Genomic DNA, 25,528 nt, shown 5'->3' on the forward strand with positions numbered 1-25,528 from the left:
GTCTCGGCGCTACGCGCCGATCCACCTTCTCCCACAAGGGGGAGAAGGCAGAAAGGCGTCTCGTCGCTTATTCGCCTGGGCCCTTGCAGGCGATGATCTGATCCTTGGTGTAGGTCGTCCAATCCGGGATCGAGATCGAGACAGGCCATTCGGGGCTGAGCGAGGGATCGACGACGCTCTTCAGCTTGGCCTTGCCTTCGTCGGTGGCGTTTTCCCAAAGCTGCGGCTCGACCAGGACGGTCTGCTGCGCCGGCTTCTTGCCGTCGAGGATCTGGAGCGCCAGCGTCACGCCGGCGCCGCCGATCGAGCCGGGATTGGTGACGGCCGCACCCACCAGGCCCTTGACCGAGCTCAACTGACCGACGAAGCCGGCATTGTCGGCTCCGACCACAGGCACCATCGGCGCCTGCTGCTCGACCAGCGCGTCGACGATGACGTTGTCGATGCCCGAGGTCCAGATACCGTTGATCGGGGTGCCGGTGGCGAGGAAGGACAGGATCTGCTGCTTGGCCTGATCCTGCTGCCAGCCGGTGAAGACTTCCTGCGCGACCTTCACGTCGGGGAATTCGGCGAGCGCCTTCTTGAAGCCTTTGTCGCGATCCGAGTCGGCCGAAGCACCGGCGGCGCCGCGCATGTAGAGCACCTCGCCCTTGCCGCCCATCTGCTGGAACAGCCACTTGGCGCCGAGATAGGCATATTGTTCCTGGTTGTTGGAGATGATGTAGGCGGACGGCTCGGTCACCGCCTGGTCGACGGCGACGACGACGATGCCTGCCTTGGTGGCTTCCTCGAGGCCGGCCTTGATGCCGGCCGGATCGGCCGGGTTGACGACGATAGCGTCGACCTTGGCGCTGATCAGGTTGCGGATGTCTTCCAACTGACCGGCAGCGTCGGTGTTGCGGTGGGCGATGTTGAGCTTCGCCACTTCGCCGGACGCGAGCGCCTGCGCCTTCATCGCGCAGATCATTTCCTCGCGCCAGCCATTGCCCTGCACGGTGTTGGAAATGCCGATCGTGTACTTGCCGGCGGCGGCCGAGGCGCCCGCCGAGGCAAGCAGCGCGGCGCCGGCAAGGAGCGAGGCCACGGTCAGATGTCTTTTCATTTCAGTACTCCTCCACATTGATCTTTTCAGTTCGGTTCCAGGGCTCTGATTCAGTCGGAGCCAAGCTTTTCGTCATTTGATGAAGGGGCGCAGCACGTCGCGGGCCAGCAGGAAGCCGCGCTTGACCTTTTCATCCGTCCCCTCGAAGCGCCGGTCCTCATGCTCGATGACGACCGGTCCGTCATAGCCGGCCCGGTAGAGGCCCGAAAAAATCCTGCTCCAGTCGATGTCCCCAAGCCCCGGCATGCGCGGCACCTGCCAACCTATGCCAGCCGAAAGGATTCCGCGCTCGTACAAACCATCATGATCAATCATCAGGTCCTTGGCATGCACATGCAGCATGTTTGCGCCGAACTCGCGGATGAAGCGCTCCTTGTCGATCATCTGCCAGACGAGATGCGAGGGATCGAAGTTCATGCCGACATCGCCGCCCCAGGCTTCCAGGATGCGGCGCCAGACATAGGGCGAGTAGGCGATATTGTGCCCGCCCGGCCATTCGTCATAGCTGAAGATCATCGGGCAGTTCTCGAAGGCGAGTTTTACACCGTGCTCCCGGGCATGGGCGACGATCGCCGGCCAGACTTTCTGCGCATCCTCCCAGTTGGCATCGATGGTCTTCGAAGCATCGCCGCCGCAGAAGGTGTTGACGAGCGGCACGCCCATCCGGCTGGCAAGCACGATCACCTTCTTCAGATGGTCGATCACCGCTTCGCGATGCGCTTGGTCGGGATGGAGCGGATTGGGATAGAAACCGAGACCTGAGATGGCCAGGCCCTTGCCGGCAAGCTCGGCCGCGATGTCCTTGGCCTCAGCGGCCGGGACGTCCACGTCGATATGGCTGGTGCCGGCGTAGCGGCGGCTGGCGCCGGAAGTCTTCGGCCAGCAGGCGATTTCCAGCGCCTCGAAGCCGGCAGAGCACGCCCAGTCGGCGACTTCGCCGAGCGGCGTGTCGGGAAACGGTGCTGTCAGCAGTCCAAGCTTCATGATCCCTCCCGGTTGCTAACTATGCAGATCGCGCCGGCTGCTTCAACCGCGCATCGGTTGGCCCAGCGCAGACCTGTCCGACAAAGCCCATCGGATCGCCTGAAAGCAAACCATCAAGCGCGGCGATGATATGCGCCCGGAATGTCGCGTTGGCGGCCAGCGCCGGGTTGAAGATAGCGTCGATGGCGAGGATCGAATCGACGAGCCCTTTGCTGTCCGCACCGATGCGGTCGGCGATGGCGGCGATCTTGTCGGCAAAAGGATCGGACACCTGCCAGGCGCGGCCGAAGCGGGAAGAAGCCTTGATCAGATAAGCCATCCAGCCGGCGACCGGCACCGAGAGGAGCGCAATGCCCTCGCCCTTCGCCAGCCGGTCGCGGATCGGGTTGAGCAGGCGCTGCACGATCTTCTGCGAGCCGTCGGTGGCGATCTGGTGGTTGCGATGTCGGATCGCCGTGTTGGCGAGGCGCGACAGGCTCTGCTCGACATAGGCCGCCGGCTGAATGCCGAGCACGGGCGTCAGCGTCGGCAGTGTTTCCTCGGTCAGCATGCGCCGGACGAAACTGGCCAGAAGCGGGTCGGCGATGGTCTCGAACGTGTGCTCGAAGCCGCCCAAAACTCCGAGATAGCTGAGCGTCGTCTGGGCACCGTTCAGCACACGCATCTTGAGGTGCTCGAATGGCGTAACGTCGTCGACGAAGGTCGCGCCGACAAGGTCCCAGCGCGGCACGCGACCGGCGAAGCGGTTCTCGATCATCCATTGGCGGAAACGCTCGCCGACGACGACGGCGCTGTCGCGGTAGCCGAAGCGCTGCTCGATGGTGTCGATATCGGCCTCGGTCGTCGCCGGCGCGATGCGGTCGACCATGGCCGCGGGGAAGGCGACATTGGCTTCGATCCAGTCCGCCAGTTCTCTGCCGCGTCGTTCGGCGAATGTGCGTACGACGTTGCCAAGGATGATGCCGTTGGTCGGGATGTTGTCGCAGGAGAGCAGCGTCACCGGCCTGCCATGCGTGGCCATGCGCAGTTCCAGCGCCCTTGCCAGAATGCCGGGAACGCTGCGCGGCGTCTCGGGGCTGGTGAGATCGTGCGCGATATCAGGATGGTCGAGGTCGAGCGCGCCGCTCGAGGGGATGTGGCAATAGCCTTTCTCGGTCACCGTCATGGTGACCGTCTCGATCTCGGGCGAGGCGAGCACATCCAGCGCCGGCGCCGCGCTGTCCTGGCTGTCGACGACGCGAACGATGCTGCCGATGACGCGCGCCTCGACCTCGTCGTTCTGGCGGATGAGCCGCGTGTAGAGACCGTCCTGGCGCCCCAGCGTGCCGGCCAGCAGGGGAGGGCGGATGTTGATGCCGACCAGTCCCCAGCGGTCGAAATCCTTCGCCAGAAGATCGTCGGTGTATTCGGCCTGATGGCAACGGTGGAAGGCGCCGACGCCGATATGGGCGATGCCTGGCTTCAGCGCAGCGCGGTCGTAAGCCGGCTTGCGGACCTCGGCCGGCAATCGACCGAGCAGGGCAGGGCCGAGGTTCTCGGCGCTCACCGATTGGCTCCGATCACCCATTGCTCCTGGTCGATCAGCGCGCCGGTCATCGGGCCGGCCGCGTCGGAAAGCAGGAAGACGGCAAGATTGGCGATGTCGGTTACGTACAACAGCCGGCCGAAGGGTTGCGTCGCATTGGCCGCGTCGAGCCAGCCCGGACCGTGACCGAGCGTCTCGGCCTGCATGACGCGCTCGGCCGGGGTGTCGGTCCAGCCGACATTGATGCCGTTGACGCGGATGCGGTCGAAGCGGTGGGCGTTGGCGGCGTTCTTGGTCAGCGTCGCCAGCGCGCCCTTGGTGGCGGAATAGACGGCAAGCTCCGGCGAGCCGCAATGCGCGTTGATCGACAGGATGTTGACGATCGAGCCGCCCTGTCCGCGTTTCTTCATATCGGAGATTGCCGCCTGCATCAGGAAGAAAGGCGCACGGGCGTTGACGGCAAACAGCGATGCCCAATCGTCGAGGCTGGCGTCGATAAAGGAGGCGCGATCGGTCAGGCCGGCGGCGTTGACCAGGCCGTCGATACGACCGAAGTGGTCGGTGCAGGCTTGCGCCAGCCGCGCCGGGGCCTCGGGGTCGCCGAGATCGGCAGCAGCGAAGGCGACGGGAGTGCCCATGGCCGAGAGTTCGGCGGTGACAGCATTGCCACGCTTCTGGTCCCGCCCGGTGATCAGCAATCCGGCGGCGCCGGAGCGCGCAAGTGTCTCAGCGATCGCCCGGCCGATGCCTTGCGTCGCGCCGGTGACCAGCACCACTTTGCCGTCGAGACGAACCTCCATTCCTCCTCCCGGAACAAAGTTTCCATTTTTTCAAATATGGAACGACGGTTCTCTTTAGTCAATCGTGCTAGAGCGGTTCACCGTTCTCATGGAGCCGGTGAACCGCTCTATCTCCTTGTCTTTCGCAATTCCGGACGAAGGTTACGGCGAAGACGCCGAACTTAACCGCTCACACTTTTCCTGGAATTGCTCTTGTCAGCCTGTCCGCTGCGCGACGACGCCGTGGACCAACGCCATGCCGACCGCGAGCGAGGCGGCAAGCGAGCGGAAACCGCCAAAGTCCTGCTCGACCACTTCAAGCCAGGTGTCGGAGAGTTTTGCCAGCGGCGAAAAGGTGCTGTCGGTGATGGTGAGAATGCGCGCCTTGCGCTCATGCGCGACGGCGACGAGATCGGGCGTGATCGAGTTGTAGGGGCTAAAGGAGACGGCCAGCACCGCGTCGCACGGCGTGATGCAGCCGACCTGGTCGAGCGCGGTCGAGCCGACATTGTCGACCAGCACGTTGCGCACGCCCTGCTGCGAGAGCGTCAGCGACAGATAGGTGGTGACGGGGAAGGCGCGCTTGCTGCCGATGACATAGATCAGTTCGGCGGCCGCCAGATGATCGACCATCGTCTCGAAGGCAGCGATATCGAAATCATTGCCGATGCGGCCGAGCGAGGCTTGGCAGGCACCGACCATGCCGTTGAGGAAATGCAGGTTGGCGTTCGGCTCCTCGGCCTTGTCCGGGCTGCCTTGCGTATCCGGCCAGGAGCCCTTCATGCGGTCCTTGAACAGGAGCTGGAAATCGGAAAAGCCGGAATAGCCGAAGATCTGCGCGAAGCGCACCAGGGTCGAAGGCTGCACGCCGGCCTGGTCCGCCACCTGCGCGATCGTGCCAAGCGCCACCTCGCTCGGATGCTGCCAGAGAAAGATCGCCACCTGGCGAAGACGTTTCGGGAAATGCACGGTCCCCGACGCAAGCACCGCCCGCAATTCCTCGTAGGTTTGCGGCTTGGTGTAGCCAAGTGCTGCCAGTGATCGGCCTTGTTTGCGGGGAGCGCTGTCGCCGGCCTGGCCGGGTGAGGTTCGCACGCCGCTCATGGCATGGGCCGGGTTTGAAGTACCGCGCAGGAAGGTGAAGACCGCCAATTTTCTAAGTTGGCGCCGCCCCTCATCCGCCTATCGGCACCTTCTCCCCGTATAGTGACGGGGAGAAGGGGAGCGGCCGCAGCCTTGGCGCCCTTTCCGCAACGCTGGCGATTGGCGAAACCGGTGATGAGAGCGCCCCTCTCCCCGTCACTATACGGGGAGAGGATGCCGGCAGGCAGGTGAGGGGCGGCTCCAGCGCCCGGAAAAAGGGCAGCCATCCGACGCTTCATCACCCAGACCCTCCGTCTTTCCTACAAGCCTAGTGCGGCACGATCGTTTTACAAAACAAAATCTGGAAAAACTGTTCGAAACTGGTGGGAAGCCCCGTATAGTCGCGCGCTGCCAACGACAGTTATCCGCGAGGAATCGAAACATGGTCTATGCAACTGCCGACGGAACCTCGCGTCAACGCCTGCGGGTCGGCATGGTCGGAGGCGGCCGCAACGCCTTCATCGGCGCCGTGCACCGGCTGGCGATGCGGCTCGACGACCAGATCGCGCTGGTTGCCGGTGCGCTGTCCTCGGATCCGGAAAATGCCGCAGCCTCCGCCGCGGAAATCGGCATTTCGCCTGAGCGCAGCTATGCCGACTACCACGCCATGGCGAAGGCCGAAGCGGCGCGAGCCGACGGCATCGAGGCGGTCGTCATCGTCACGCCCAACCATCTGCACGCGCCGATCGCGACCGCGTTCCTCAAGGCCGGCATAGACATCATTTGCGACAAGCCGCTGTCGACGACGCTTGCCGAGGCCGAGGCGCTGGTTGCGCTGACAAAAGCGAAGCAGCGCCGCTTCGTCGTCACGCTCAACAATACCGGCTACGCCATGGTCCGCCAGGCGCGCGAGATGGTGGCGGCGGGCGAGCTCGGCCGGATCGTTTCGGTGCATGGCGCCTACATCCAGGACTGGCTAACCAGGCCGATCGACGCCGAGGGCCAGAAGCAGGCGGAATGGCGCACCGATCCGGCGCGCGCCGGACAGTCGGCGGTGCTCGCCGATATCGGCGTGCATGCCTTCAACCTGGCAAGCTTCGTCTCCGGCTTCGAGGCCGAGGCGGTTTCGGCTGACCTCTTCACCGCCGTGCCGGGACGGCGGCTCGACGACAACGCGCATGTGCTGCTGCGCTGGGCGGGCGGGGCGCACGGCACGATCCTCGCCAGCCAGACCTCGCCCGGCCACTACAACGACCTTTCGGTGCGCATCTATGGCGAGAAGGCCGGGCTCGAATGGTTTGGATCGCGGCCGGAGGAACTGCGCTTCTCGCCCTATGGCGAGGAAACCCGCACCCTGGTGCGCGGCGGCCATGGCTCGACGGCGGAAGCCCGGCGCGTCTCGCGCATGCCGGCGGCGCATCCCGAGGGCTATATCGAGGCCTTCGCCAATTTCTACCGCGACGCAGCGGACATCATCCGCGCGCATCGCGCGGGTGGTGCGGTCGATGTCGCGCGGGCAGCACAAGTGCCCGACGTTGTCGACGGCGCGCGCGGCGTGAAGTTCGTCGCCGCGGCGGTGGAGTCGAACGCGGCTGGTGGGGCTTGGACGCCGGCGCGGTTTGGGTGAGGACAGTCGCACTCTTGACGGCTTTGCCGAACTCAGTCTCCGATGGCCGCAAACGCAGTTGGATGAAGCTGCCTCGGTTAACCATGAAGCGCGCGCAGATCGAAGAGCAGAACCGTTACCTCCTGCGGCGCCAGCGCGAATTCCGCCAAGCGGCCAATGTCGTCACGCAGTCCTGGATGGCGTTCCCCGAGATCGAGGCGATCGCTGTCATAGGATCAGTGGCAAAACCACTCTGGAAGGAGATTCCGAGGTTCAGCGACTTCCGCCGCGCGCGTATCGAAGTTTGGCATGAATGCAGCGACCTCGACCTCGCTGTCTGGGTCGACTCGCAACACCGGCTTGGCGAGTTGCGCCGTAAGGGCGCCGCGGCGCTGCGGCAGGCGTTCGAGGCCGGGCTTGGCATCAGTGTCGCTGACCATCAGCTCGACGTCTTCCTGTTCGAGCCCGGCACTGACCGTTACCTTGGCCGGCTTTGCTCCTTCAACCGCTGTCCGAAGGGAAATCGGGATTGTCTGGTTCCAGGCTGCGGGACCATACCCTTCAACAAGCGCATCGCGGATTTCCGGCCTCACGCCGATTTGTTGGAGCCGATCACATATTCTACTCTCTACCGCCGGGATCGCGGCTTACTGCGTTCCGCGCTTGAATTGCCGAATGTCGATGAGGCTGGCTGAGCGACTCTCGCAAGCTACCCCTTGATTGCAGAGCCGACGATCGAATCGACGAAGAAGCGCTGCAGGAAGACGAAGAGGATGAGCGGCGGCAGCACGGCGAGCGTTGCGCCGGCCATCACCAGGCCGGTGTTGACGGCGCCGCGGTTGTAGCTGAGCAGCCGGCTCAGGCTGATGACGATCGGATAGGCGTCGGCATTGCCCTGCAGCACGGTCAGCGGCCACAGATAGCTGTTCCAGTGGTAGACGAAGGCGAACAGAGCCAGCGCCGCGATGGCCGGCGCCACGCTCGGCGCCACGATCTTGAACAGGATGAGCAGCTCGGAAGCGCCGTCCATGCGGGCGGCGTCGATCAACTCGTCCGGCACGCCGGCGATGAACTGGCGCATCAGGAAGATGCCGAAGGCGTTGGCGAGGTTGGGCACGATGATGCCGGCGAGGCTGGCGTTCAGCCCGATCGAGCCGACCATGCGGTAGAGCGGGATCAGCGTCACGATCGGCGGCAGGAACATGGTGGCGATCAGCAGCGAGAAGAGCAGCGAGCGGCCGGGGAAGGAATATTTGGCGAAAGCGTAACCGGCCATCATGCTGGTGACCAGGATGCCGGCGGTGGTGATCGTGGCGATGACCAAGGAATTCCACATCGAGCGTCCGACATTGATCACGCCGGCGACCTTGCCATAGGCCTCCAGGGTCGGCGTATGCGGGATCCAGACCGGCGGCACCTGCATGGTCTCGGCCGGCGTCTTCAGGCTGGAGAGAACCATCCAGGCCAGCGGGAAGGCGGAGGCGACGGCGACTAGCAGCATTGCGGTCGCGAGCAGCGCCTTGCGGCCCCACGGGCGCTTGCGGGTGAGCGATTGGGTTGGAGCGCTCATTCGCTGTCCTTGCGATTGACAAAGGCAAACAGCGCGGAGACGCAGACGATCAGCGACAGCATCAGCATCACCGCCATGGCCGAGCCCAGCCCGCCCTGCGCGCGTTCGATGCCGACGCGGCGGATGTGGTAGGTGAGCACGTTGGTCGAGCCGACCGGTCCGCCTTGCGTGATCAGCGCCACCGGCTCGAATACCTGCACCGCATTGATGATGGCAATGACCGCGCTGAACAGAAGCGTGCGGCGAAGCAAAGGCAGGGTTATGAATCGAAACTGCTCGCGTCCGTTGGCGCCGTCGAGCGTCGCCGCCTCATAGAGGCTGCCGGGGATCTGCGTCAGTCCGGCGATGGCGAGCACCGTGAAATAGCCGACCTGCTGCCAGACATTGAGGAAGACGATGGAGACCAGCGCCGAGCGCGGCGAGGAGAGCCAGGGCTGCGGACCGATGCCGGCCAGGCCGAGCAGCTGGTTGAGCGGTCCCTCGCTTGGCGAATAAAGCTTCGACCAGACCAGCGCGACCGCGATCATCGGCACCATGTAGGTCGAAAACAGCACCGTGCGCAGCGCCGTGCCGCCGGCGACCTCGCGCTGGTAGACCAGCAGTCCGAAGACGACCGACAGCGGCAGGATGAGAACGACGGACAGCGCGGTGTAGATCGTAGTGTTGAGCAGCGCCGTCTTGAAATCACGGCCGACCGAGGTCGGGCCGAAGATTTCCTGGAAATTGCCGAGGCCGGTGAAGCTCGCCTCGGAAAAGGGCGTCTGCGTCGACCAGTCCTGGCAGGACAGCCAGACGGTCAGCAGCATCGGCAGCAGCACGAACACGCCGATCAATGTCACGGCGGGCGCAAGCATGATGCCCGCCGAGGCACGAAAAGCTTTGGCCATTCACCTGCTTCCGATGGCTCCGGGTCAAAGACCCGAGCTTATTTCGCCGCGCGCTCCAGGATCGACGTGGCGTCGGCCTGCGCATTCGCCTGCGCATCCTTGGCCGAGACCTGGCCATACTGCAACGCCTCGAGCGTCTGCTGCAGGGATTCTGAGAATTCCTGGCCGCCGAGCACCACAGGGAAGGGGCGCGCATCGGCAAGCACCGAGACGTAGCCGGACAGGAATTCGGAACCGAGCTTGTCCTTATGCGCTTCGATGTCGGAGGTGCGTGACGGCAGGATGCCCATCGACATCAATATGTCGGACAGGGCCGAGGCGCCGTTCTTGCCCGACTTCGGGCTGTTCAGCCAGGCGAGGAATTCCCAGGCCGCCTTCTGCTCGGCCTCGCCGGCCTTGGCGTTGACAACGGTCATCCAGGAATAGGAGATCGAATGCGGCTTGTCGCCGCTTGGGCCGACAGGGATGGGAGCGGTGGCGATGTTTGCAAACTTGTCGCCCATGCCGGTCTTGAGCGCGCTTTCCCACCAGTTGGCCATGATGATCATGCCGGTCTTGCCGGAGACGAAATTGTCGAGGAACGGGCCCGTGGTGTTGGCGTCCGCCGTTGCCATCGCCGGATTGCTCGCGCCGGACTTTATCAAGTCTTCATAGAGCGCGAAGGTTTCGCCGGCCTGGGGACCGTCCAGCGCCGGCTTGCCGTCCTTGACCAGGTTGCCACCATTGGAGACGAGCAGCGAGGCGAAAGGATGGACCACGCCCGCCGCCCATGAGTTGATCATGCCGAAGCCCTGCTGGCCCTTGGCCTTGTCGGTCAGCTTCGCGGCGGTGTCCTTGAGTTCGGCCCAGGTCTTGGGCGGAGCGGCGATGCCCGCTTCCTTGAACAGTTCCTTGTTGTAGTTCAGCGCGTAGACGTCGATCTCGTTCGGAATGCCGTAGAGCGTCCCGCCGACCGAGGCGGCGCTGACGACGCCCGCCGGCCAGGCGCTCTTCACCTCGGCAGCCACCTCGTCGGGAGCGGGGGCGACGAGCTTGTCCTTTGCCAGTTCCGGCAGCCACAGATCGTAGATACCGCCGATCGTCGGACCGTCGGAGGACCCGCCCTGCGAGCGCAGAGTGGTCAACAGGTCGCCGAAGGGAACCGCGCGCACGGTGATGGCGACATCCGGGTGCTCCTTGGAAAAATCCTTGGCCGCCGCTTCGAGCAGCGCCACCGTCTCCGGCGACCAATGCGTCAGGTAGGAGATGTTGACCGATTGCGCCCAGCCGGTCGCGGGCAGCGCAATAAGCCCCGCGGCGAATCCAACCTTCGAGATCCAGGCAAGCGACATCGGCGTCCTCCACATAAGCCATGACCAGAGTAGATGACGTTATGACAACTTTGAGCAAAGGCGCAAGCCCTCTCGCACACGAACGTGCGGATCACGTTTGCAGATGAAAAACTAGATGATGTCGATCCATTCAGATTACGTAAATAGATCAGCAGGATAAGACGCGGTTTCCTGGCCGATCGCCGATCAATAGGGTAGCCGTCGACGTCTTTGCGGCTCTTGCGAGCGGCATCATGTCGTTATAATAACATCTGAAGAATGCTGACCGGAGCCGCCATACATGACACGGGTTCTCGCCATCGATCTCGGCGGCACCAATCTGCGCGCCGCGGTCCATACGGGCGATATCGGCGAACTTGTGCCCCAGGTCCGTGAGTCGGCGCCGGCGAGCCTCGACGCGTTCGTGACGCGCGCCCGCACGCTTGCGGCCGCAGGCGAGGCCGAAGCGCTCGGGCTGGCCGTGCCGGGACTTGTCGAGGGCTCCGCATGCCGTTGGATACCGAATCTGCCCTGGCTCGACGGCGTCGACGTCGCGGCGCTGTTTCCCGACCTTCGCGTGGCGGTCGGCAATGACGCGCAGATCGCGCTGCTCGCGGAAGCGGCGCACGGCGCGGCCAAGAATGTTTCCGATGCGATCCTGCTGGCCATCGGCACCGGCATCGGCTCGGCGGTGCTGGCCAATGGCGGCATCGTCGCCGGCGCGCATGGCGGCGCCTGCTCCTTCGGCTGGGCCAGCGCCGACGTCAGGGACCACGGCGAGGATCGCAGCGGCTGGCTGGAACGTGTCGCCTCCGGCCGTGCGCTGGACGCCCTTGCCGCACAGATCGGACTGGCCGACGGCCGCCAGCTGATCGCCGCCGCCAAGGCAGGCCAGCTTGCCGCACAGACCCTGCTCGAGGTGCCGGCGCGCCAACTCGGCACGGCGCTGGCCGGCGCGGTCGGGTTGCTCGATCCAGGCGTCATCCTGGTCTCGGGCGGCCTGGCCGATGCGCTAGATGTGATTGCGCCGCCATTGCTTGCGGCGCTACGGCGTCAATTGCCGCCGCATCTGCGCGGCATCGAACTTAAGCCTGGAAAATTCGGCTCCCGCGCCGGCCTGGTTGGTGCTGCGCTTGCCGGACAGGCGGGAAGCGGGTGGAGACAGATCCGATGAGCGAAGCGAGCTTTCAGCAGCCGGACCGCAGGCGACCGGAGCCGCTCTGGTATCAGGTCGAGGAGGCGATCCGCGCCATCGTCAAGAGCGGCGAGTGGGCGACCGGCGACCAGATCCCGGCCGAGGACCGGCTCTGCGCGCTATTCGGCGTCAGCCGCATCACGCTTCGCCACGCGCTGCGCAATCTTGAGGAAAGCGGACTGCTCAGGCGCGAGCATGGGAGGGGCACCTTCGTGCGCTCGGCGACGCTGGTCGCCGGCACGCGCGAGCTCACCTCCTTCACCCAGGAGATGGGCAATATCGGCGTGGTCGCCGGCTCGCGCCTGCTCGACTGCAGCCTGACGACGGCGAGTGCGGCGGCGGCCGGCGCGCTGGAGATCGAGGAGGGCGACCCTGTCGTGCGGATCCGGCGATTGAGGCTCGGCAATAACGAGCCGATCGGCATCCAGACGGCGCAACTGGCGGCCGCGCGCGTGCCGGGCTTTCTCGATGCCGGCCTGCTCAAGGGCTCGCTCTACGAGGCGCTGGAGCGTCAGTACGGCATCGTGCCGGCCGAGGCGCGCGAGAACTACCGCGTCGGCGCGGTCAGCGCCGCCGACGCCGAGCTGCTCGACCTGCCCGCGGGCAGTCCCGCCTTCGTCGTCGAGCGCATCACCATCGACGAGCGCGGCCCGTTCGAATTCACCGTCTCGATCATGCGCGGCGACCGCTACGAGATACGCTCGACGCTGCGCGCCGGCCGTCTCCCAAACACCAGAAGCTGACACGATCAACAGGAGTACCGAAGTGTCCGATCTCTACATTCCCCGTCTCGCCGCCCTCCTCGAACAGGCATCGAAGGCCAATGAAGAAGCGTTCGGCCAGGCGGCGAGCCGCTTCGCCGACACGCTGCAAAATGGCGGGCTGGTCCATCTCTACGGCTCGGGCCATTCGGTGCTGCCGGCGCAGGAGATGTTTCCGCGCTATGGCAGCTTCGTCGGCTTCAATCCGCTGACCGACCCGCGTGTGATGTGGCACAACGTGCTCGGCGCCGGCGGCGTGCGCGAGCTTTTGTGGCTGGAGCGGACCGAGAAATATGCCGAGAAGTTCCTCGACCATCAGCCGCTGAACACGGGCGATTCCATCATCATCTTCGGCCATAGCGGCCGCAATTCCTCGGGTATCGACACCGCGCTCTACGCCAAGAAGCGCGGCATCTTCGTCGTAGCGGTCACCAGCAAGAACAATCTCGACAAGCCAGCCACGCATTCCTCCGGCAAGCGGCTGGCGGACGCCGCCGACCTCGTCATCGACACCTGCTCGCCGATCGAGGACGCGGTGGTGCCGATCGAAGGCTGGAGCCGCCCGGTGTCGGGCTCGTCGACGGTGCTGGCGATGATCATGGCGCATGAGTTGCTCGCCCGCACGGCCGAGCAATTGTCGAAGCGCGGCATCGAGCTGCCGGTCTTCGCCTCGCCGACCATTGCGGGCGTGACGCTGCACGACACCGACGTCATCTACGGCGTCTACCGCGAACGCATGATCGAGGCGCAGAAGAAGCACCTGCCGACCTTCCAGGCGACGATGCGCGGGGAATGATCAGGCTGCGGGAGGCGCATCAGGCGCCTCTCGCGAGCCGCTCAGATCCGGCGCCGCCTGGTTGCGGAATGCCTGGGCGGCGCGTCATTCTCATCGGGATTGGGGATCGGCTCCTCGTCGGGCAGCCGGTCCGGCTCCGGCTCGCGCACCGGTTTCGGTTCCGGGATGGGCGGCGGCGTGGGCACGGGCGTGGGAGATGGGTCCGGATTGGGGAGAATGGCCATCGCGTTTTCCTTCCGTTCGATGCCTTGGCAAGGCCTGCTGCGAATCCCAAAAACCGGGATGTCCTGCCCGACCTGAACTGATGGAGGTGACCGCTGCATTCGGACGCTTCGTCTGGAGCGATCGGCGGCGCAAGCTGGCAGAACGGCCACGCCCGCGGATGGTTCCAACACGATCGCGGCGCGCGACGGCGGCAGACAATGATCAAATGATTCCACCTGCCTATTTCGGCTCTTGCCGGCGTCGGTCGGCGCCTTAAATCCCGTTGTGGACGGGGGCCATCTGCCGACACAGGAGACGGCCGTGAAGCACCAAACCCTTGATCAGATCAACGCCGTTGCCGACGTTCATACCGAAGCACCGGCTCTCATCGCCAATCGCGGTCAGCGCCTTGAGCGCTGGGCGCAGCTTCTTGAACAAAATCCCGGCCGCCGCCTCACGGCGCTGGCGGGCACCGAATACGCCTCAGCCGATGTGCGCCAAAGAATGCGTATCGACGGCTCGGCGATCACCATCGCTTTCGAGGATCCGATCTTCCGCGCGCAAGGCCTGCGGGACGACACTTACGGCGAAGCCAAGCGCTTCTTCGAAATGAGCGACTGGCAGCTGCATGAAGTCGTCTGCCATTGCCATGTCGGCGCCAACATGCCGGCCCGCTGGGCGGCCTCGCGCGTGCGGGCGGCGATCTCCCCGGGCGCCGGCATTCTTGCGTGGCTGAGAGCGGTGTTCATGCGCTAGAGCGGGTCCGTCGGCGGGATCGCGTCGGGCTCGCTGATTGACGCAGACGAAGGAGAGGCGCCGGGCTCTCCTCCGCGTCAGCGATCGATCTCGCCGAACACGATGTCGAGCGAGCCGATGATCGCCGCGACATCGGCCACCATGTGCCCGCGCGACAGGAAATCCATCGCCTGGAGATGGGCGAAGGATGGCGCGCGTATCTTGCAGCGATAGGGAATGTTGCTGCCGTCCGAGACCAGATAGACGCCGAACTCGCCTTTCGGCGCCTCGACCGCGGCATAGACCTCTCCGGGCGGCACGCGGTGGCCTTCGGTATAAAGCTTGAAATGATGGATGGTCGCTTCCATCGAGCGCTTCATGGTGGCGCGCGGCGGCGGCGTGATCTTCTGGTTGGGCACCGCGACCGGGCCCCGGCCATCGGATGAGCGCAGCTTTTCCAGGCACTGCCGCATGATCCGCACCGACTGGCGCATCTCTTCCATGCGCACCAGATAGCGATCGTAACAGTCGCCGTGCTTGCCGATGGGGATGTCGAAATCCATTTCGGGATAGCATTCATAGGGCTGCGCCTTGCGCAAATCCCAGGCGGCGCCCGAGCCGCGCACCATGGGGCCGGAGAAGCCCATGCCCCAGGCGTCGTCGAGCGAGATCACGCCGACATCGACATTGCGCTGCTTGAAGATGCGGTTGTCGGTGAGCAGGCCCTCGAGATTGTCGCAGACCTTCAGGAACGGATCGCAGAAATCCCAGATGTCGTCGAGCAGCTTTTCCGGCAGGTCCTGGTGGACGCCGCCGACGCGGAAATAGTTCGCGTGCATACGCGCGCCTGAGGCGCGTTCATAAAACACCATCAGCTTCTCGCGTTCGGCGAAACCCCATAGCGGCGGCGTCAGGGCGCCGATATCCATGGCCTGCGTGGTGACGTTGAGAAGATGCGACAAGAGCCGCCCGATCTCGCAAAACAGCACGCGGATGAGTTGGCCGCGCCGGGGAACGGACAGCTCGAGCAGCTTTTCGGCGGCAAGGCAGAAGGCATGCTCCTGGTTCATCGGCGCGACGTAGTCGAGCCGATCGAAATAAGGCAGGGCCTGCAGATAGTTCTTGTATTCGATCAGCTTCTCGGTGCCGCGATGGAGCAGGCCGATATGCGGATCGGCGCGGTCGACGATCTCGCCGTCCAGTTCCAGCACCAGCCTGAGCACGCCATGCGCCGACGGGTGCTGCGGCCCGAAGTTGAGCATGAAGTTGCGGACCGCGGCTTCGGTCATGACGGCCTCCGCAAGAGTGAGGATCGAAGGCGAACCGCAGCCCGTCGGCCGCCGTTCGGCTGGGTCATGCCCCCAAAGGTCAAGCCGTCGTCTGGATGATCAGCGTCAGCGTGCCGTCACCGTCGATGTTGGCGGCAACGACCTGCGAGGAATTCAGTCCGTTCGCATGCAGAACCGACGTCGCCTCGGGCGAGGCGTCGACCGAGTTCTGCAGCTTGGCCAGTTCCTTGGCGGTCGTCCTGGTGACTATGGCTTCGGCCTGCGCCTTCACTTCCGAGGGCAGGTCCTCCATCGCCACCACGACGATGTTGGTGACGTTCTGGGCGGCATCGTCCTGGCCGGGCTGCGGCTGGCCGGGGATGGGTTCCTGGGCAGGGGGCGTCGCTTGCGGCGGCTGCGGATCGGCGCGTTGAGCGGAAGCGGGTTGCGCCAATGCCATTGCCGACAGCGTCAGGACCATCGTCAACATGCGCATCGTCTTTCCTTTCCATCTGGAAAACCTGACGACACAACCCAGGCGCCCGGCGATGGTTCCCGGATAATCGCCGGCGCGGCTGCTTAAAGAGCCCGCATTGTCCGCAACGTCACCGAATAGCGATGGCGTTCGACTGGCGGAATGCTGTGCTCCCACTCGTGCCTGGCCGGCCCTGCCATGAGGTAGAGCGATCTGGGCTCGACCTCGATCGTTTCACGGTCCCACGCCGCGCCGTTCTTGCGGCGCAGCCGGAAGCTGCAGGACGCCAGCAGGGAAACGCCGGCGACCAGCTCGAAATGCGGCTTGTCCCGATGCCAGCCTATCCCCGCGCCCGGGCGATATTCGTTGATCAGCACTTGCGCGAACTCTGTTGCGGGGATGCACGCAAAAGCGGCGACCTTGGCGCGAAGCGGCAGCAGGAAGTCCGGTATGGGCGGCGCTTCGACGACCTGGCGGCGTTCGTAATCGTAGCGCAAGCCGAAGCCGATGACCTGCCTGTTGGCAAGATGGCCGTGGAAATCGAACGGCTTGAAGGGCAGGCCCCGGATATGACGGACCAGCTCGTGTTCTTCGTCGCGGGCAATCAGATCCGGCTGGTAGGAGAAGCCTGCGGGCATGGGTGGCTGGCTTGCAGGCCCACCGAACAGATCGCCCTGGAAAGCGTCGCCGGCAGCCCGGTTTTTCAATGATGTCATGCGGCTCAGATAGGCAATCGGGCCCCTTGTGCAAGCCGGCATCGCGGAACCTCGTGGCGCACGAAGGATTAAGCGTTAGAAGTAGGAGACGGCACATGCCTTCCACCGCGATCCGGACTATCCATTACGATCCGTCGAGGCGGGTACTCTCGGTATGGTTCGTCCCGACCGGCAAACGCTATGACTATGAGGACGTAGGACCCGAGGTCTACACGGCTTTCAAGGCGGCCTTCTCAAAAGGGCAGTTCTTCAACGAATTCGTTCGCGACCGTTTCAGATATCACCTGGTCGAGCATGAAAACTCGGCCTGCTCCGAAAAAATATAGAAATCAATGAAGTTAAATGGCGGAGAGAGCGGGATTCGAACCCGCGTTACGGTTTCCCGTAAACACACTTTCCAGGCGTGCGCCTTCAACCACTCGGCCACCTCTCCGTCTTGGCATCTCGCGTCGGCCGGTTTTGCCGCGCGGGTTGGGGAGATGCTCCCATGGGAAGTCCTCAACGGATATCTGGTGTGCCCTCAACCGGCAGGCAACCCTTCCCGGCACCGCTAGCCGTCTAGGCAAACAGGCGCGGGGCTCATCTAGTCGATCCTAAAGCGAAAGCCAAGCCATATTGGCATTGCCGCGGCTTTTGCCGTGTATGGGCGCAAAGGCGGGTCCGGGGGGCGATGCGTTCGAATGATGTGCACAGGCCGATGGCGGCGCGCCGGCGACGCTTGACTTCGCCTCCGCCCGGCTGTCGACTGCGCCAAATCTTTGTTTCGTGCAGTCCCGGTGGACGGTTGCGAGCTTTCCCTGGAACTGCAGGTTCGGTTTTGCAGTTCCCGCCGGAAAGCCGCGAGGCGGCTTTCCCGGAATTGCCTGGGCGAGGGGCATCGTCCCGACATGGCATCGATCGACCAGCAACCCGCGGGGCGGCCGGACGGCGGGCTTTCCCTCATCCCGGTGGCGTGGCTCGTCATCGTTATGGGGCTGTCGGCCTACGGGCTGATCTCCTCCTGGCGGCTGATCGGCGACTTCAGCCTGCCCGACAGCGTGTTCTTCCTGGTCTATGGCGGCCTTACGGGCGGCGTCATCACCATCCTGTGGGGGCTGTACCTGCTTGGCCTTGCCTTCAACCGGTCGGCCCGCTTTCCTCGCCATTACACGATCTGGCAGATCGCCATCATCATCTGGCTCCTGGTGCGCCAGGCCTATGTGTTGCTCGTGTCCGACTTCGTCTTCTCGGCCGAGGCGCTGGGCTTCACCGTCGCCGAGATCGCCATCGGCCTACTTTGCATTTACCTGCTGCGCAACGGGGCCGGCGCCGAGACGATCTACGCCAATCCGGAGACCGAGCGGCCGCCGGTCTTCGTCTCGATCCTTGCCGCGCTGCTCGGCATCATCCTTGGCGGCGCGATCGGCGCCTGCGCCGGTTTCTTCGCCGGTTCGCTGATAGCGGACCTAACGCATATGAGCTGTTTCGAGGGCGCCTGCGGATTTTTCGCGGCTTTTGTCGGCCTGGGCGGCCTGATCGTCGGCGCGGTCGCCGGCGGCATTTTCGCCATCTGGCGGGTGAACCGGCGCAAGCCTGCGCGGGCTCGCTAATTTCACGGGCCGCGATTGCGCGGAAACCACGCACGCTCTATGTCGATTGCGGGGCAGGCGGGAGCGTTCCCGGGGAGAGCGTCGATGTTGCGTTTCATCTTTCGGCTGGCAGCCATGGTTGCGCTGTCGATCTCGGTGATCATGGCGGTGATCGATACGACACGCTCGGTCGCAGCCTCCTCGCTGGTGCTGACGCCGCTCAATGCAAGCTGGCTCGCGGTCTCGCCCGATACCCGTGCGGCCTTCGAGACTTTCGTGCGCGCCAAGGCAAGCCCGCTGGTCTGGGACGGCGCCGTCGCATGGGTGCTCGCACAACCAGGTTTTGCTGTTTTCGCGGTGCTGGCCTTCCTGCTCTACGCCATCGGCTACCGGCGCAAGCGCCGCGGCGCGGAATTCGCCCCAAGTCCCTGAAGGCTCTTGTTTTGACGCTGTTGCGGACGGACGGCCACGGCGAAATCGCCGGTAACCGCTTTTTCCAACAGGTCAAAATTCCACGTGAATTTTATTTCGCGCCGTGCCAGATTGACCGCGAGCGGGAGGGGCAAAACACTTCCTGCCTGGCACCGCAAGCCTGCCGGAGAACCGGGCGGGCAGGCGGCGCATAACGGAAAAATAACCGACAGGGTGTGGATCACATGAAACGTATCGTTCTCGGCCTTCTGGCCGCAACCGCAATGGTTCTTCCGGCTTTCGCCGCGGATGTCCAGCCGGCCATCCTCTATGATCTGGGCGGCAAGTTCGACAAATCCTTCAACGAGGCCGCCTATCATGGCGCGGAGAAGTTCAAGGCCGAGACCGGCATCGCCTATGTCGAATTCGAGGTCTCCAACGCCTCGCAGCGCGAGCAGGCGCTGCGCCGCTTCGCCGAGGACGGCCGCAACCCGATCGTCATGGCCGGCTTTGCCTGGGAGGACGCGCTGAAGAAGGTCGCGGCCGAATATACCGATCTCAACTTCGCCATCATCGACGATGCCGTCGACCTGCCCAATGTCCGCTCGCTGGTGTTCAAGGAGAATGAAGGCTCCTACCTCGTCGGCATCCTGGCGGCGATGGCGTCGAAGTCGAAGAAGGTCGGCTTCGTCGGCGGCATGGACATCCCGCTGATCCGCAAGTTCGAATGCGGCTATGTCGGCGGCGCCAAGTCGGCCGGCGCGACGGACGTCATCCAGAATATGACCGGCGACACGCCGGCCGCATGGAACGACCCGGCCAAGGGCGGCGAGATCGCAAAGACGCAGATCGACCAGGGCGCCGACGTGGTTTACGCGGCTGCCGGCGGCACCGGCGTCGGCGTGCTCCAGGCGGCGGCGGATGCGGGCAAGCTCGGCATCGGCGTCGATTCCAACCAGAACGGCCTGCAGCCCGGCAAGGTGCTGACCTCGATGCTGAAGCGCGTCGACGTCGCCGTCTACAATGCCTTCATGGACGGCAAGAACGGCACCTTCAAAGGCGGCGTCGAAAATCTCGGCCTCAAGGAAGGCGGCGTCGACTACGCCATGGACGACAACAACAAGGCGCTGGTGACCGATGAGATGAAGGCGGCCGTCGAAAAGGCCAAGGCCGACATCATCTCGGGCAAGGTCCAGGTGCACGACTACACCACCGACAACGCCTGCCCGTATTGATCTGCGGCTGAAGCAAGGTTTGAACCGCCGGGCCAACGCCCGGCGGTTTCGCTTTGGAGAGGGAACGATGCGGCCGACGATCGAGGCCATGGCTGAAGGCGACGTCGAAGCAATCGCGGGGCTTCGCCTCGCGGCTTTCTTCGAAGGCACGGACCGGACACTCGACGAGGACATGGCCGGGTTGCGCGGGTTGATTGCCGGCGACGGCTCCGAGGCAGCCTTCGTTGCGCGCGACCGTGGCCGGCCGATCGGGAGCTGCCTGCTCGTCCGCAGCGAAATCAGTTCGCCGCACGACTTCTCGCCATGGCTGGCCGGGCTGATCGTCGAGGATGGATATCGCGGCAGCGGCGTTGGCACGGCGCTGGTCAGAACCGTTGAGGCTCATGCTGTCTCGGCCGGTATCGGCAAGCTCTATCTCTACACCTGGCAGGCGCGCGGCTTCTACGAGGCGCTTGGATGGACGGCGGTCGAGACCTTCGAGCAGGACGGCGCGCCGATGCTTCTCATGTCGCATGAGCTATAGCGTGCCGGCGAGATAGCCGAGCGCAAAGGCGGCCAGCAGGGCAAGCACAATAACAAAGCCAAGCCTGCCGCGCGGATGGAGGCCGACGCGATAGGGCTTGCGCTCGAGCCGGTGGATCATCGGCGGCGGCGGTTCGGCCTCGGCGGCAATGCCGGCGAGCCGTGCCTGCATCTGCGGCAATTCGGCAAGGCGCTGCGTGACCAGCTCCCAGCGATTGTCGCGCCCTTCAGGTGCCGCGGGATCGAAGGCGCGCAAGCGCTCGGCCAGCCGCAGCACCGTGTCGCGAAAGGCGGGATCAATCTCGAGGTCGCGCTCGGCGCGGGCGCGTTCCCTGTCGTTCATCAGGCCAAAGACATAATCGCCGGCCCTGGCGACATTGTCGCTTTCACTGGACATGGCCGTCTTTCCCCATGGCTTCTCACCAATGCGGCGGCTTGGTCACCGGCACGTCGGAGGCGGTCTGCTCCTCCAATTCCAGGAAACGGTCGGCGAGGGCTGCGAGCTTGCGCTCCATGCGCTCGATCACCTTCCACTGTTCGGCGATCTGGCCGGACAGTTCCTCGATGGTCTTTTCCTGCTCGGCGGCGCGGATTTCCAGCGCCGTCAACCGATCGTCAGGCATGGCCATGCAAAACCGACCCTTCGAATGTGAAGCCTCCACCCAAGCAGATATTCGTGGGATGCCCGAATATCTGCTTAGGCCCTGTTGGTTCTCGCAGGTTCTGATCGCAAAACCGTGGACAGTTTTGCGGAACTTGCTCAGCTTCGAAATTGACAAGGGCGCGGCGATTTGTCGAGAGTGAACGGCCGATTGGCATAAGCGGGGCATCATGCTAGGCCTTTTGACCAAGCGATAAAAAATAACAGTGGGAACAGGCTGCATGGCGCAAGCCGCAATCGAGCTCATAGGCATCAACAAGAGCTTTGGCGCAGTGCGCGCCAACCGCGATATCAACCTGGAAGTGGCGCGCGGCACCATCCACGGCATCGTCGGCGAAAACGGCGCCGGCAAATCGACGCTGATGTCGATCCTCTACGGCTTCTACCAGGCCGACAGCGGCGAGATCCACGTCGGCGGCAAGCCGGTGTCGATCAACACCTCCAACGACGCCATCGCACTCGGCATCGGCATGGTGCATCAGCATTTCATGCTGGTCGACAATTTCACGGTGCTGGAGAACGTTATCCTCGGCGCCGAAAACGATGTGCTGCTGAAGAGCAGCATCGCCAAAGCGCGCTCGGAACTCGACCGGCTGGAGCGCGAATACGGGCTCGAGGTCGATCCCGACGCCGTCATCGAAGAGCTGCCGGTCGGCCTGCAGCAGCGTGTCGAAATCCTCAAGGCGCTCTACCGCGGCGCCGAGATCCTGATCCTCGACGAGCCGACGGGAGTGTTGACGCCGGCCGAGGCCGACCACCTCTTCCGCATCCTCAAGCAATTGAAGGATCAAGGAAAAACCATCGTGCTCATCACGCACAAGCTGCGCGAGATCATGGCGATCACCGACACGGTTTCGGTGATGCGCCAGGGCACGATGGTGGCGACCCGGGTGACGAAGGAGACCACGGTCGGCGAACTGGCCGAGCTGATGGTCGGCCGGCGCGTGCTTCTGCGGGTCGAGAAGGGCCAGTCGGACGCTGGCGCCGTAAAACTCTCGGTCAAGAACCTGACGGTGAAGGATTCGCGCGGCGTCACCATGGTCGACAACGTCTCCTTCGACGTGCGCGGCGGCGAGATCGTCGGCATCGCCGGCGTGGCCGGCAACGGCCAGTCCGAACTGCTGGAGGCAATCTCCGGCATAAGGCATGCGGTTTCCGGCGAGGTGATGCTGGAAGGCAAGCCGATCGATCTCACCGGCAAGGCCGATCCCGGCGAATTGCGCGACCGTGGGCTTGCCCACGTGCCGGAGGACCGCCACCATGTCGGGCTGGTGCTCGCCTTCGAGGAGAACGAGAATTCGATCCTCGGCTACCACGACGACGAGCGCTATCTGAAGGGGCCGTTCCTCGACGTCGATGCCATCATGGCCGACGCGAAGGACAAGATCGAGAAATACGACATCCGCCCGGGCAATCCGCGGCTGAAAACAGCCAATTTCTCCGGCGGCAATCAGCAGAAGATCGTGCTGGCCAGGGAGATGGAGCAGGATCCGGGCGTGCTGATCGTCGGCCAGCCGACGCGCGGCGTCGATGTCGGCGCCATCGAATTCATCCACAAGCGGCTGATCGCCATGCGCGACCAGGGCAAGGCGGTGCTGGTGGTCTCGGTCGAGCTCGACGAGATCCGCTCGCTGTCCGACCGCATCCTGGTGATGTTCGCCGGCCGTGTCGTCGGCGAGCGCGGCCCTGACGCGACCGAAGGCGAGCTCGGCCTGCTGATGGCCGGCGTCGAGCACCAGGAGGCCGCCGAATGAGCACGCCTTACGCCAAGCTGCCTGCCTGGGCCGATTATGGGTTGATTCCGCTGATCAACCTGGCGGTTGCCTTCATCGTTGCCGGCTTCGTCGTCATGCTGGTCGGCGAAAATCCGTTCCGTGCCGCCGTCATCCTGGTCGAAGGCGCCTTCGGCAAGGGCACGGGCATCGCCTTCACGCTCTTCTACGCCACGACCTTCATCTTCACCGGGCTGTCGGTGGCGGTGGCGGCGCATTGCAGCCTGTTCAACATCGGCACCGAGGGCCAGGCCTATATAGGCGGCCTCGGCATCGCGCTCGTTTGCCTGAGTCTCGACAGCGTACTGCCCTGGTGGGCGATCTTTCCGATCGCGATCGTAGCCGCGGCGGCGTTCGGTGCGCTGTGGGGGCTGATCCCCGCCTATCTGCAGGCCAAGCGCGGCTCGCACATCGTCATCACCACCATCATGTTCAACTTCATCGCCGCCTCGGTGATGGTCTATCTCTTGGTCGGTGCGCTGAAGCCGGCCGGCTCGCAGGCGCCGCAGACGCGCAATTTCCTCGCCGGCGCCGAGCTGCCGAAGCTCAACTGGATCATCGAATTGTTCGGCGCCAAGATCCGTTCCGCACCCCTCAACATCTGCTTCCTGCTGGCGCTGGTCATGGCCTTCCTGGTCTGGCTTTTGATCTGGCGCACCAGGCTCGGCTATGAGATGCGCACCTATGGCCACAGCCCGAAGGCGGCGCGCTACGCCGGCATATCGGAAACCCGCATCATCATCACCGCGATGATGATCTCGGGCGCGCTGGCCGGTATGATGGCGCTCAACCCGGTGATGGGCGACCAGCATAATGTCGCGATCGATTTCGTGTCCGGTGCCGGTTATGTCGGCATCGCGGTTGCGTTGATGGGCAGGCTGCATCCGGTCGGCATCGTCCTGGCGGCGATCCTTTTTGGCATGCTCTACCAGGGCGGCGCAGAGCTTGCCTTCGAGATGCCGGCGATCAGCCGCGACATGATCGTCATCATCCAGGGGCTGGTCATCCTGTTCGCCGGCGCGCTCGAACACATGTTCAGGCCTTACATCCAGGCGCTGTTCGCCTCGGTCAGCCCGAAATCGGTCGGCATGCAGGCAGTGAACCGTAAGGGGGCCTGAGATGGACATGTTCAACGCCATCATCCAGGTGCTGGATTCGACCATCCGCCTTTCGGTGCCGCTGCTGCTCGCCTGCCTGGCCGGTCTTTATTCGGAACGGGCCGGCATCTTCGACATCGGGCTGGAAGGCAAGATGCTGGTCGGCGCCTTTGCCGGCGCATCGGCCGCCGCCGTCTTCCATTCGGCGCTGATCGGCCTCGGCACGGCGGTCCTGATCTCGGTCGCTTTCGCCCTGGTGCACGGCTTCGCCTCGATCACGCATCGCGGCAACCAGATCGTCTCCGGCGTGGCGATCAATTTCATCGCTGCCGGATCGACCATCATCCTTGGCCAGGCCTGGTTCCAGCAGGGCGGGCGCACGCCGGCGCTGCAGCCGGCCGAACGCTTCGAGGCGATCGTCTGGCCCGGCGCCGAGGCGATCAAGGACGTGCCGATCATCGGCCCGATCTATGCCGAGCTGATCTCCGGCCATTCGATCCTGGTCTATTTCGCCTTCGCCATGGTGCCGTTCACCTGGTGGGTGCTGTTTCGCACCCGCTTCGGTCTCAGGATGCGCGCGGTCGGCGAAAACCCGGCCGCGGTCGACACGGCCGGCATCTCGGTCGCCTGGCTGCGCTACCGCGCGCTGATCTGCACCGGCATCCTCACCGGCGTCGCCGGCGCGTATCTTTCCATGGTGCAGAATGGCGGCTTCGTGAAGGACATGACTGCGGGCAAGGGCTATATTGCGCTGGCCGCGCTCATCTTCGCCAAATGGAAGCCGGTCAACGCTATGTTCGCCTGCCTGTTGTTCGGCTTCCTCGATGCTGCGGCCATTCGCCTGCAGGGCTCACCGCTGCCGATCATCGGCAAGGTGCCGGTGCAGTTCATGCAGGCGCTGCCCTATGTGCTGACCGTCATCCTGCTCGCCGGCTTCATCGGCAAAGCCATCCCGCCGCGCGCCGGCGGCGTGCCCTATGTGAAGGAACGCTGAGCTCGGAGAATGCTGGGGCGGGATTTTCGTGCGGCGGCGACCGGTATTTGAACAAGATCGTGGGAGAGAAGAACCGGATGTCGCATGATCTTTTCGAGGCGGCGAAGACGGCGATGGCAAAGGCCTATGCGCCCTATTCGAAGTTCCCTGTGGGGGCAGCGCTGCGTACCGAGGACGGGCGCGTCTTCACCGGCGCCAATATCGAGGTGGCATCCTATCCGGAAGGCTGGTGCGCCGAGACGACGGCGCTCGGCCATTACATCATGGGCGGC

The 25,528-nt window shown here is 64.3% G+C and carries 29 protein-coding genes and 1 tRNA gene; 15 read left to right on the top strand and 15 right to left on the bottom strand.

What is annotated here, in order from left to right; translation table 11 throughout:
* Nucleotides 1-67: 67 nt before the first annotated feature.
* The 5 genes from FJ423_RS28945 to FJ423_RS28965 all read right to left on the bottom strand — a co-directional run bounded on the left by FJ423_RS28945 (nucleotide 68) and on the right by FJ423_RS28965 (nucleotide 5,494).
* Entirely contained in the window at nucleotides 68-1,102 is a 1,035-nt protein-coding gene (locus FJ423_RS28945; RefSeq protein ID WP_140846305.1) for an ABC transporter substrate-binding protein, read from the bottom strand.
* A gap of 72 nt (nucleotides 1,103-1,174) precedes the next feature.
* Complete coding sequence (locus FJ423_RS28950; protein WP_140846306.1) at nucleotides 1,175-2,086, bottom strand: sugar phosphate isomerase/epimerase; 912 nt, start codon at nucleotides 2,084-2,086, stop codon at nucleotides 1,175-1,177.
* A gap of 19 nt (nucleotides 2,087-2,105) precedes the next feature.
* Nucleotides 2,106-3,653, bottom strand: coding sequence for a mannitol dehydrogenase family protein (locus FJ423_RS28955; protein WP_140846307.1), 1,548 nt, complete (start codon nucleotides 3,651-3,653; stop codon nucleotides 2,106-2,108).
* On the bottom strand, nucleotides 3,629-4,411 hold the full coding sequence (locus FJ423_RS28960) for an SDR family oxidoreductase (RefSeq protein WP_140846308.1): 783 nt from the start codon (nucleotides 4,409-4,411) through the stop codon (nucleotides 3,629-3,631). The genes FJ423_RS28955 and FJ423_RS28960 overlap by 25 nt, the downstream gene beginning before the upstream one ends.
* A gap of 195 nt (nucleotides 4,412-4,606) precedes the next feature.
* On the bottom strand, nucleotides 4,607-5,494 hold the full coding sequence (locus FJ423_RS28965; RefSeq protein ID WP_140846309.1) for a MurR/RpiR family transcriptional regulator: 888 nt from the start codon (nucleotides 5,492-5,494) through the stop codon (nucleotides 4,607-4,609).
* Between the two features lie 421 nt (nucleotides 5,495-5,915).
* Between FJ423_RS28965 and FJ423_RS28975 the strand changes: the two genes are divergently transcribed.
* The gene (locus FJ423_RS28975) at nucleotides 5,916-7,100 is read left to right on the top strand and encodes a Gfo/Idh/MocA family oxidoreductase (RefSeq protein WP_140846311.1); all 1,185 of its coding nucleotides are present in this window, start codon (nucleotides 5,916-5,918) and stop codon (nucleotides 7,098-7,100) included.
* Between the two features lie 83 nt (nucleotides 7,101-7,183).
* A complete protein-coding gene (locus FJ423_RS28980; protein WP_140846312.1) occupies nucleotides 7,184-7,774 on the top strand; it encodes a hypothetical protein in 591 nt (196 codons plus the stop codon).
* Between the two features lie 14 nt (nucleotides 7,775-7,788).
* Here the strand turns inward: FJ423_RS28980 and FJ423_RS28985 are convergent, their stop codons facing one another.
* From FJ423_RS28985 to FJ423_RS28995, 3 genes are read right to left on the bottom strand one after another with little or no spacing between them, the layout of a single operon-like run.
* The gene (locus FJ423_RS28985) at nucleotides 7,789-8,649 is read right to left on the bottom strand and encodes a carbohydrate ABC transporter permease (RefSeq protein ID WP_140846313.1); all 861 of its coding nucleotides are present in this window, start codon (nucleotides 8,647-8,649) and stop codon (nucleotides 7,789-7,791) included.
* Nucleotides 8,646-9,536: a sugar ABC transporter permease gene (locus FJ423_RS28990; RefSeq protein ID WP_140846314.1), complete on the bottom strand. Its 891-nt coding sequence runs from the start codon at nucleotides 9,534-9,536 to the stop codon at nucleotides 8,646-8,648. The genes FJ423_RS28985 and FJ423_RS28990 overlap by 4 nt, the downstream gene beginning before the upstream one ends.
* Before the next feature lie 38 nt (nucleotides 9,537-9,574).
* Complete coding sequence (locus FJ423_RS28995; RefSeq protein ID WP_140846315.1) at nucleotides 9,575-10,867, bottom strand: extracellular solute-binding protein; 1,293 nt, start codon at nucleotides 10,865-10,867, stop codon at nucleotides 9,575-9,577.
* A 280-nt stretch (nucleotides 10,868-11,147) separates the two neighbouring features.
* Here FJ423_RS28995 and FJ423_RS29000 point away from each other — a divergent pair, with 280 nt between their 5' ends.
* The 3 genes from FJ423_RS29000 to FJ423_RS29010 are packed head-to-tail and all read left to right on the top strand — an operon-like array spanning nucleotide 11,148 to nucleotide 13,598.
* Complete coding sequence (locus FJ423_RS29000) at nucleotides 11,148-12,020, top strand: ROK family protein (protein WP_140846316.1); 873 nt, start codon at nucleotides 11,148-11,150, stop codon at nucleotides 12,018-12,020.
* Nucleotides 12,017-12,784, top strand: a complete 768-nt coding sequence (locus FJ423_RS29005; RefSeq protein WP_140846317.1) for a GntR family transcriptional regulator — start codon at nucleotides 12,017-12,019, stop codon at nucleotides 12,782-12,784. The genes FJ423_RS29000 and FJ423_RS29005 overlap by 4 nt, the downstream gene beginning before the upstream one ends.
* Nucleotides 12,785-12,806: 22 nt before the next feature.
* Nucleotides 12,807-13,598: an SIS domain-containing protein gene (locus FJ423_RS29010; protein ID WP_140846318.1), complete on the top strand. Its 792-nt coding sequence runs from the start codon at nucleotides 12,807-12,809 to the stop codon at nucleotides 13,596-13,598.
* A gap of 41 nt (nucleotides 13,599-13,639) precedes the next feature.
* Here FJ423_RS29010 and FJ423_RS29015 read toward each other — a convergent pair whose 3' ends face one another.
* Nucleotides 13,640-13,822 carry a hypothetical protein gene (locus tag FJ423_RS29015; RefSeq protein ID WP_095766249.1) on the bottom strand — a complete coding sequence of 61 codons (183 nt, stop codon included), beginning with the start codon at nucleotides 13,820-13,822 and terminating at the stop codon, nucleotides 13,640-13,642.
* A 301-nt stretch (nucleotides 13,823-14,123) separates the two neighbouring features.
* On the opposite strand from FJ423_RS29015, the gene FJ423_RS29020 reads away from it, so the two are divergent.
* A complete protein-coding gene (locus tag FJ423_RS29020) occupies nucleotides 14,124-14,558 on the top strand; it encodes a hypothetical protein (protein ID WP_095766690.1) in 435 nt (144 codons plus the stop codon).
* A gap of 77 nt (nucleotides 14,559-14,635) precedes the next feature.
* On the opposite strand, the gene FJ423_RS29025 is transcribed toward FJ423_RS29020, so the two are convergent.
* From FJ423_RS29025 to FJ423_RS29035, 3 genes are all read right to left on the bottom strand, one after another.
* On the bottom strand, nucleotides 14,636-15,826 hold the full coding sequence (locus FJ423_RS29025; RefSeq protein WP_140846319.1) for an NADH-quinone oxidoreductase subunit D: 1,191 nt from the start codon (nucleotides 15,824-15,826) through the stop codon (nucleotides 14,636-14,638).
* A gap of 79 nt (nucleotides 15,827-15,905) precedes the next feature.
* A complete protein-coding gene (locus tag FJ423_RS29030; RefSeq protein WP_095766251.1) occupies nucleotides 15,906-16,301 on the bottom strand; it encodes a hypothetical protein in 396 nt (131 codons plus the stop codon).
* A gap of 83 nt (nucleotides 16,302-16,384) precedes the next feature.
* On the bottom strand, nucleotides 16,385-16,996 hold the full coding sequence (locus FJ423_RS29035; RefSeq protein ID WP_181174938.1) for an alpha-ketoglutarate-dependent dioxygenase AlkB: 612 nt from the start codon (nucleotides 16,994-16,996) through the stop codon (nucleotides 16,385-16,387).
* Nucleotides 16,997-17,091: 95 nt separating this feature from the next.
* On the opposite strand from FJ423_RS29035, the gene FJ423_RS29040 reads away from it, so the two are divergent.
* A complete protein-coding gene (locus FJ423_RS29040; RefSeq protein WP_140846321.1) occupies nucleotides 17,092-17,322 on the top strand; it encodes a KTSC domain-containing protein in 231 nt (76 codons plus the stop codon).
* Between the two features lie 17 nt (nucleotides 17,323-17,339).
* Here the strand turns inward: FJ423_RS29040 and FJ423_RS29045 are convergent.
* Nucleotides 17,340-17,429 (bottom strand) — tRNA-Ser (locus FJ423_RS29045).
* 454 nt (nucleotides 17,430-17,883) lie between these two features.
* Between FJ423_RS29045 and FJ423_RS29050 the strand changes: the two genes are divergently transcribed.
* The 4 genes from FJ423_RS29050 (at nucleotide 17,884) to FJ423_RS29065 (ending at nucleotide 20,733) form a co-directional block, all read left to right on the top strand.
* Nucleotides 17,884-18,585 (top strand): DUF2569 family protein, encoded by a 702-nt coding sequence (locus FJ423_RS29050; protein WP_140846322.1) that lies wholly within the window; start codon nucleotides 17,884-17,886, stop codon nucleotides 18,583-18,585.
* Nucleotides 18,586-18,669: 84 nt separating this feature from the next.
* Nucleotides 18,670-18,996, top strand: coding sequence for a hypothetical protein (locus FJ423_RS29055; protein WP_140846323.1), 327 nt, complete (start codon nucleotides 18,670-18,672; stop codon nucleotides 18,994-18,996).
* A gap of 224 nt (nucleotides 18,997-19,220) precedes the next feature.
* Complete coding sequence (locus tag FJ423_RS29060; RefSeq protein WP_095766256.1) at nucleotides 19,221-20,210, top strand: BMP family ABC transporter substrate-binding protein; 990 nt, start codon at nucleotides 19,221-19,223, stop codon at nucleotides 20,208-20,210.
* Nucleotides 20,211-20,277: 67 nt separating this feature from the next.
* Nucleotides 20,278-20,733, top strand: a complete 456-nt coding sequence (locus tag FJ423_RS29065; RefSeq protein ID WP_140846324.1) for a GNAT family N-acetyltransferase — start codon at nucleotides 20,278-20,280, stop codon at nucleotides 20,731-20,733.
* Here FJ423_RS29065 and FJ423_RS29070 read toward each other — a convergent pair.
* Nucleotides 20,728-21,129, bottom strand: a complete 402-nt coding sequence (locus FJ423_RS29070) for a hypothetical protein (RefSeq protein ID WP_095766258.1) — start codon at nucleotides 21,127-21,129, stop codon at nucleotides 20,728-20,730. The genes FJ423_RS29065 and FJ423_RS29070 overlap by 6 nt on opposite strands.
* Nucleotides 21,130-21,151: 22 nt before the next feature.
* Nucleotides 21,152-21,361: a SlyX family protein gene (locus FJ423_RS29075; RefSeq protein WP_140846325.1), complete on the bottom strand. Its 210-nt coding sequence runs from the start codon at nucleotides 21,359-21,361 to the stop codon at nucleotides 21,152-21,154.
* A gap of 253 nt (nucleotides 21,362-21,614) precedes the next feature.
* Here FJ423_RS29075 and FJ423_RS29080 point away from each other — a divergent pair, with 253 nt between their 5' ends.
* From FJ423_RS29080 to FJ423_RS29095, 4 genes are all read left to right on the top strand, one after another.
* On the top strand, nucleotides 21,615-23,147 hold the full coding sequence (locus FJ423_RS29080; RefSeq protein WP_140846326.1) for an ABC transporter ATP-binding protein: 1,533 nt from the start codon (nucleotides 21,615-21,617) through the stop codon (nucleotides 23,145-23,147).
* Nucleotides 23,144-24,283, top strand: a complete 1,140-nt coding sequence (locus FJ423_RS29085) for an ABC transporter permease (protein WP_140846327.1) — start codon at nucleotides 23,144-23,146, stop codon at nucleotides 24,281-24,283. The genes FJ423_RS29080 and FJ423_RS29085 overlap by 4 nt, the downstream gene beginning before the upstream one ends.
* 1 nt (nucleotide 24,284) lies before the next feature.
* The gene (locus tag FJ423_RS29090) at nucleotides 24,285-25,256 is read left to right on the top strand and encodes an ABC transporter permease (protein WP_140846328.1); all 972 of its coding nucleotides are present in this window, start codon (nucleotides 24,285-24,287) and stop codon (nucleotides 25,254-25,256) included.
* 77 nt (nucleotides 25,257-25,333) lie between these two features.
* Nucleotides 25,334-25,528: cytidine deaminase (locus FJ423_RS29095; protein WP_140846329.1), on the top strand; the 195-nt coding region annotated here is incomplete at its 3' end.

Origin of the sequence: Mesorhizobium sp. B2-8-9, assembly GCF_006439475.1 — a bacterium.
GTDB lineage: Bacteria > Pseudomonadota > Alphaproteobacteria > Rhizobiales > Rhizobiaceae > Mesorhizobium.

Excerpts from the sequence above, each read along its gene's own strand:
- FJ423_RS28945 (WP_140846305.1), bottom strand. The coding sequence starts at position 1,102 with ATGAAAAGACATCTGACCGTGGCCTCGCTCCTTGCCGGCGCCGCGCTG.
- FJ423_RS28950 (WP_140846306.1), bottom strand. The coding sequence starts at position 2,086 with ATGAAGCTTGGACTGCTGACAGCACCGTTTCCCGACACGCCGCTCGGC.
- FJ423_RS28955 (WP_140846307.1), bottom strand. The coding sequence starts at position 3,653 with ATGGGTGATCGGAGCCAATCGGTGAGCGCCGAGAACCTCGGCCCTGCC.
- FJ423_RS28960 (WP_140846308.1), bottom strand. The coding sequence starts at position 4,411 with ATGGAGGTTCGTCTCGACGGCAAAGTGGTGCTGGTCACCGGCGCGACG.
- FJ423_RS28965 (WP_140846309.1), bottom strand. The coding sequence starts at position 5,494 with ATGAGCGGCGTGCGAACCTCACCCGGCCAGGCCGGCGACAGCGCTCCC.
- FJ423_RS28975 (WP_140846311.1), top strand. The coding sequence starts at position 5,916 with ATGGTCTATGCAACTGCCGACGGAACCTCGCGTCAACGCCTGCGGGTC.
- FJ423_RS28980 (WP_140846312.1), top strand. The coding sequence starts at position 7,184 with ATGAAGCGCGCGCAGATCGAAGAGCAGAACCGTTACCTCCTGCGGCGC.
- FJ423_RS28985 (WP_140846313.1), bottom strand. The coding sequence starts at position 8,649 with ATGAGCGCTCCAACCCAATCGCTCACCCGCAAGCGCCCGTGGGGCCGC.
- FJ423_RS28990 (WP_140846314.1), bottom strand. The coding sequence starts at position 9,536 with ATGGCCAAAGCTTTTCGTGCCTCGGCGGGCATCATGCTTGCGCCCGCC.
- FJ423_RS28995 (WP_140846315.1), bottom strand. The coding sequence starts at position 10,867 with ATGTCGCTTGCCTGGATCTCGAAGGTTGGATTCGCCGCGGGGCTTATT.
- FJ423_RS29000 (WP_140846316.1), top strand. The coding sequence starts at position 11,148 with ATGACACGGGTTCTCGCCATCGATCTCGGCGGCACCAATCTGCGCGCC.
- FJ423_RS29005 (WP_140846317.1), top strand. The coding sequence starts at position 12,017 with ATGAGCGAAGCGAGCTTTCAGCAGCCGGACCGCAGGCGACCGGAGCCG.
- FJ423_RS29015 (WP_095766249.1), bottom strand. The coding sequence starts at position 13,822 with ATGGCCATTCTCCCCAATCCGGACCCATCTCCCACGCCCGTGCCCACG.
- FJ423_RS29025 (WP_140846319.1), bottom strand. The coding sequence starts at position 15,826 with ATGACCGAAGCCGCGGTCCGCAACTTCATGCTCAACTTCGGGCCGCAG.
- FJ423_RS29030 (WP_095766251.1), bottom strand. The coding sequence starts at position 16,301 with ATGCGCATGTTGACGATGGTCCTGACGCTGTCGGCAATGGCATTGGCG.
- FJ423_RS29035 (WP_181174938.1), bottom strand. The coding sequence starts at position 16,996 with ATGACATCATTGAAAAACCGGGCTGCCGGCGACGCTTTCCAGGGCGAT.
- FJ423_RS29040 (WP_140846321.1), top strand. The coding sequence starts at position 17,092 with ATGCCTTCCACCGCGATCCGGACTATCCATTACGATCCGTCGAGGCGG.
- FJ423_RS29050 (WP_140846322.1), top strand. The coding sequence starts at position 17,884 with ATGGCATCGATCGACCAGCAACCCGCGGGGCGGCCGGACGGCGGGCTT.
- FJ423_RS29055 (WP_140846323.1), top strand. The coding sequence starts at position 18,670 with ATGTTGCGTTTCATCTTTCGGCTGGCAGCCATGGTTGCGCTGTCGATC.
- FJ423_RS29060 (WP_095766256.1), top strand. The coding sequence starts at position 19,221 with ATGAAACGTATCGTTCTCGGCCTTCTGGCCGCAACCGCAATGGTTCTT.
- FJ423_RS29065 (WP_140846324.1), top strand. The coding sequence starts at position 20,278 with ATGCGGCCGACGATCGAGGCCATGGCTGAAGGCGACGTCGAAGCAATC.
- FJ423_RS29070 (WP_095766258.1), bottom strand. The coding sequence starts at position 21,129 with ATGTCCAGTGAAAGCGACAATGTCGCCAGGGCCGGCGATTATGTCTTT.
- FJ423_RS29075 (WP_140846325.1), bottom strand. The coding sequence starts at position 21,361 with ATGGCCATGCCTGACGATCGGTTGACGGCGCTGGAAATCCGCGCCGCC.
- FJ423_RS29080 (WP_140846326.1), top strand. The coding sequence starts at position 21,615 with ATGGCGCAAGCCGCAATCGAGCTCATAGGCATCAACAAGAGCTTTGGC.
- FJ423_RS29085 (WP_140846327.1), top strand. The coding sequence starts at position 23,144 with ATGAGCACGCCTTACGCCAAGCTGCCTGCCTGGGCCGATTATGGGTTG.
- FJ423_RS29090 (WP_140846328.1), top strand. The coding sequence starts at position 24,285 with ATGGACATGTTCAACGCCATCATCCAGGTGCTGGATTCGACCATCCGC.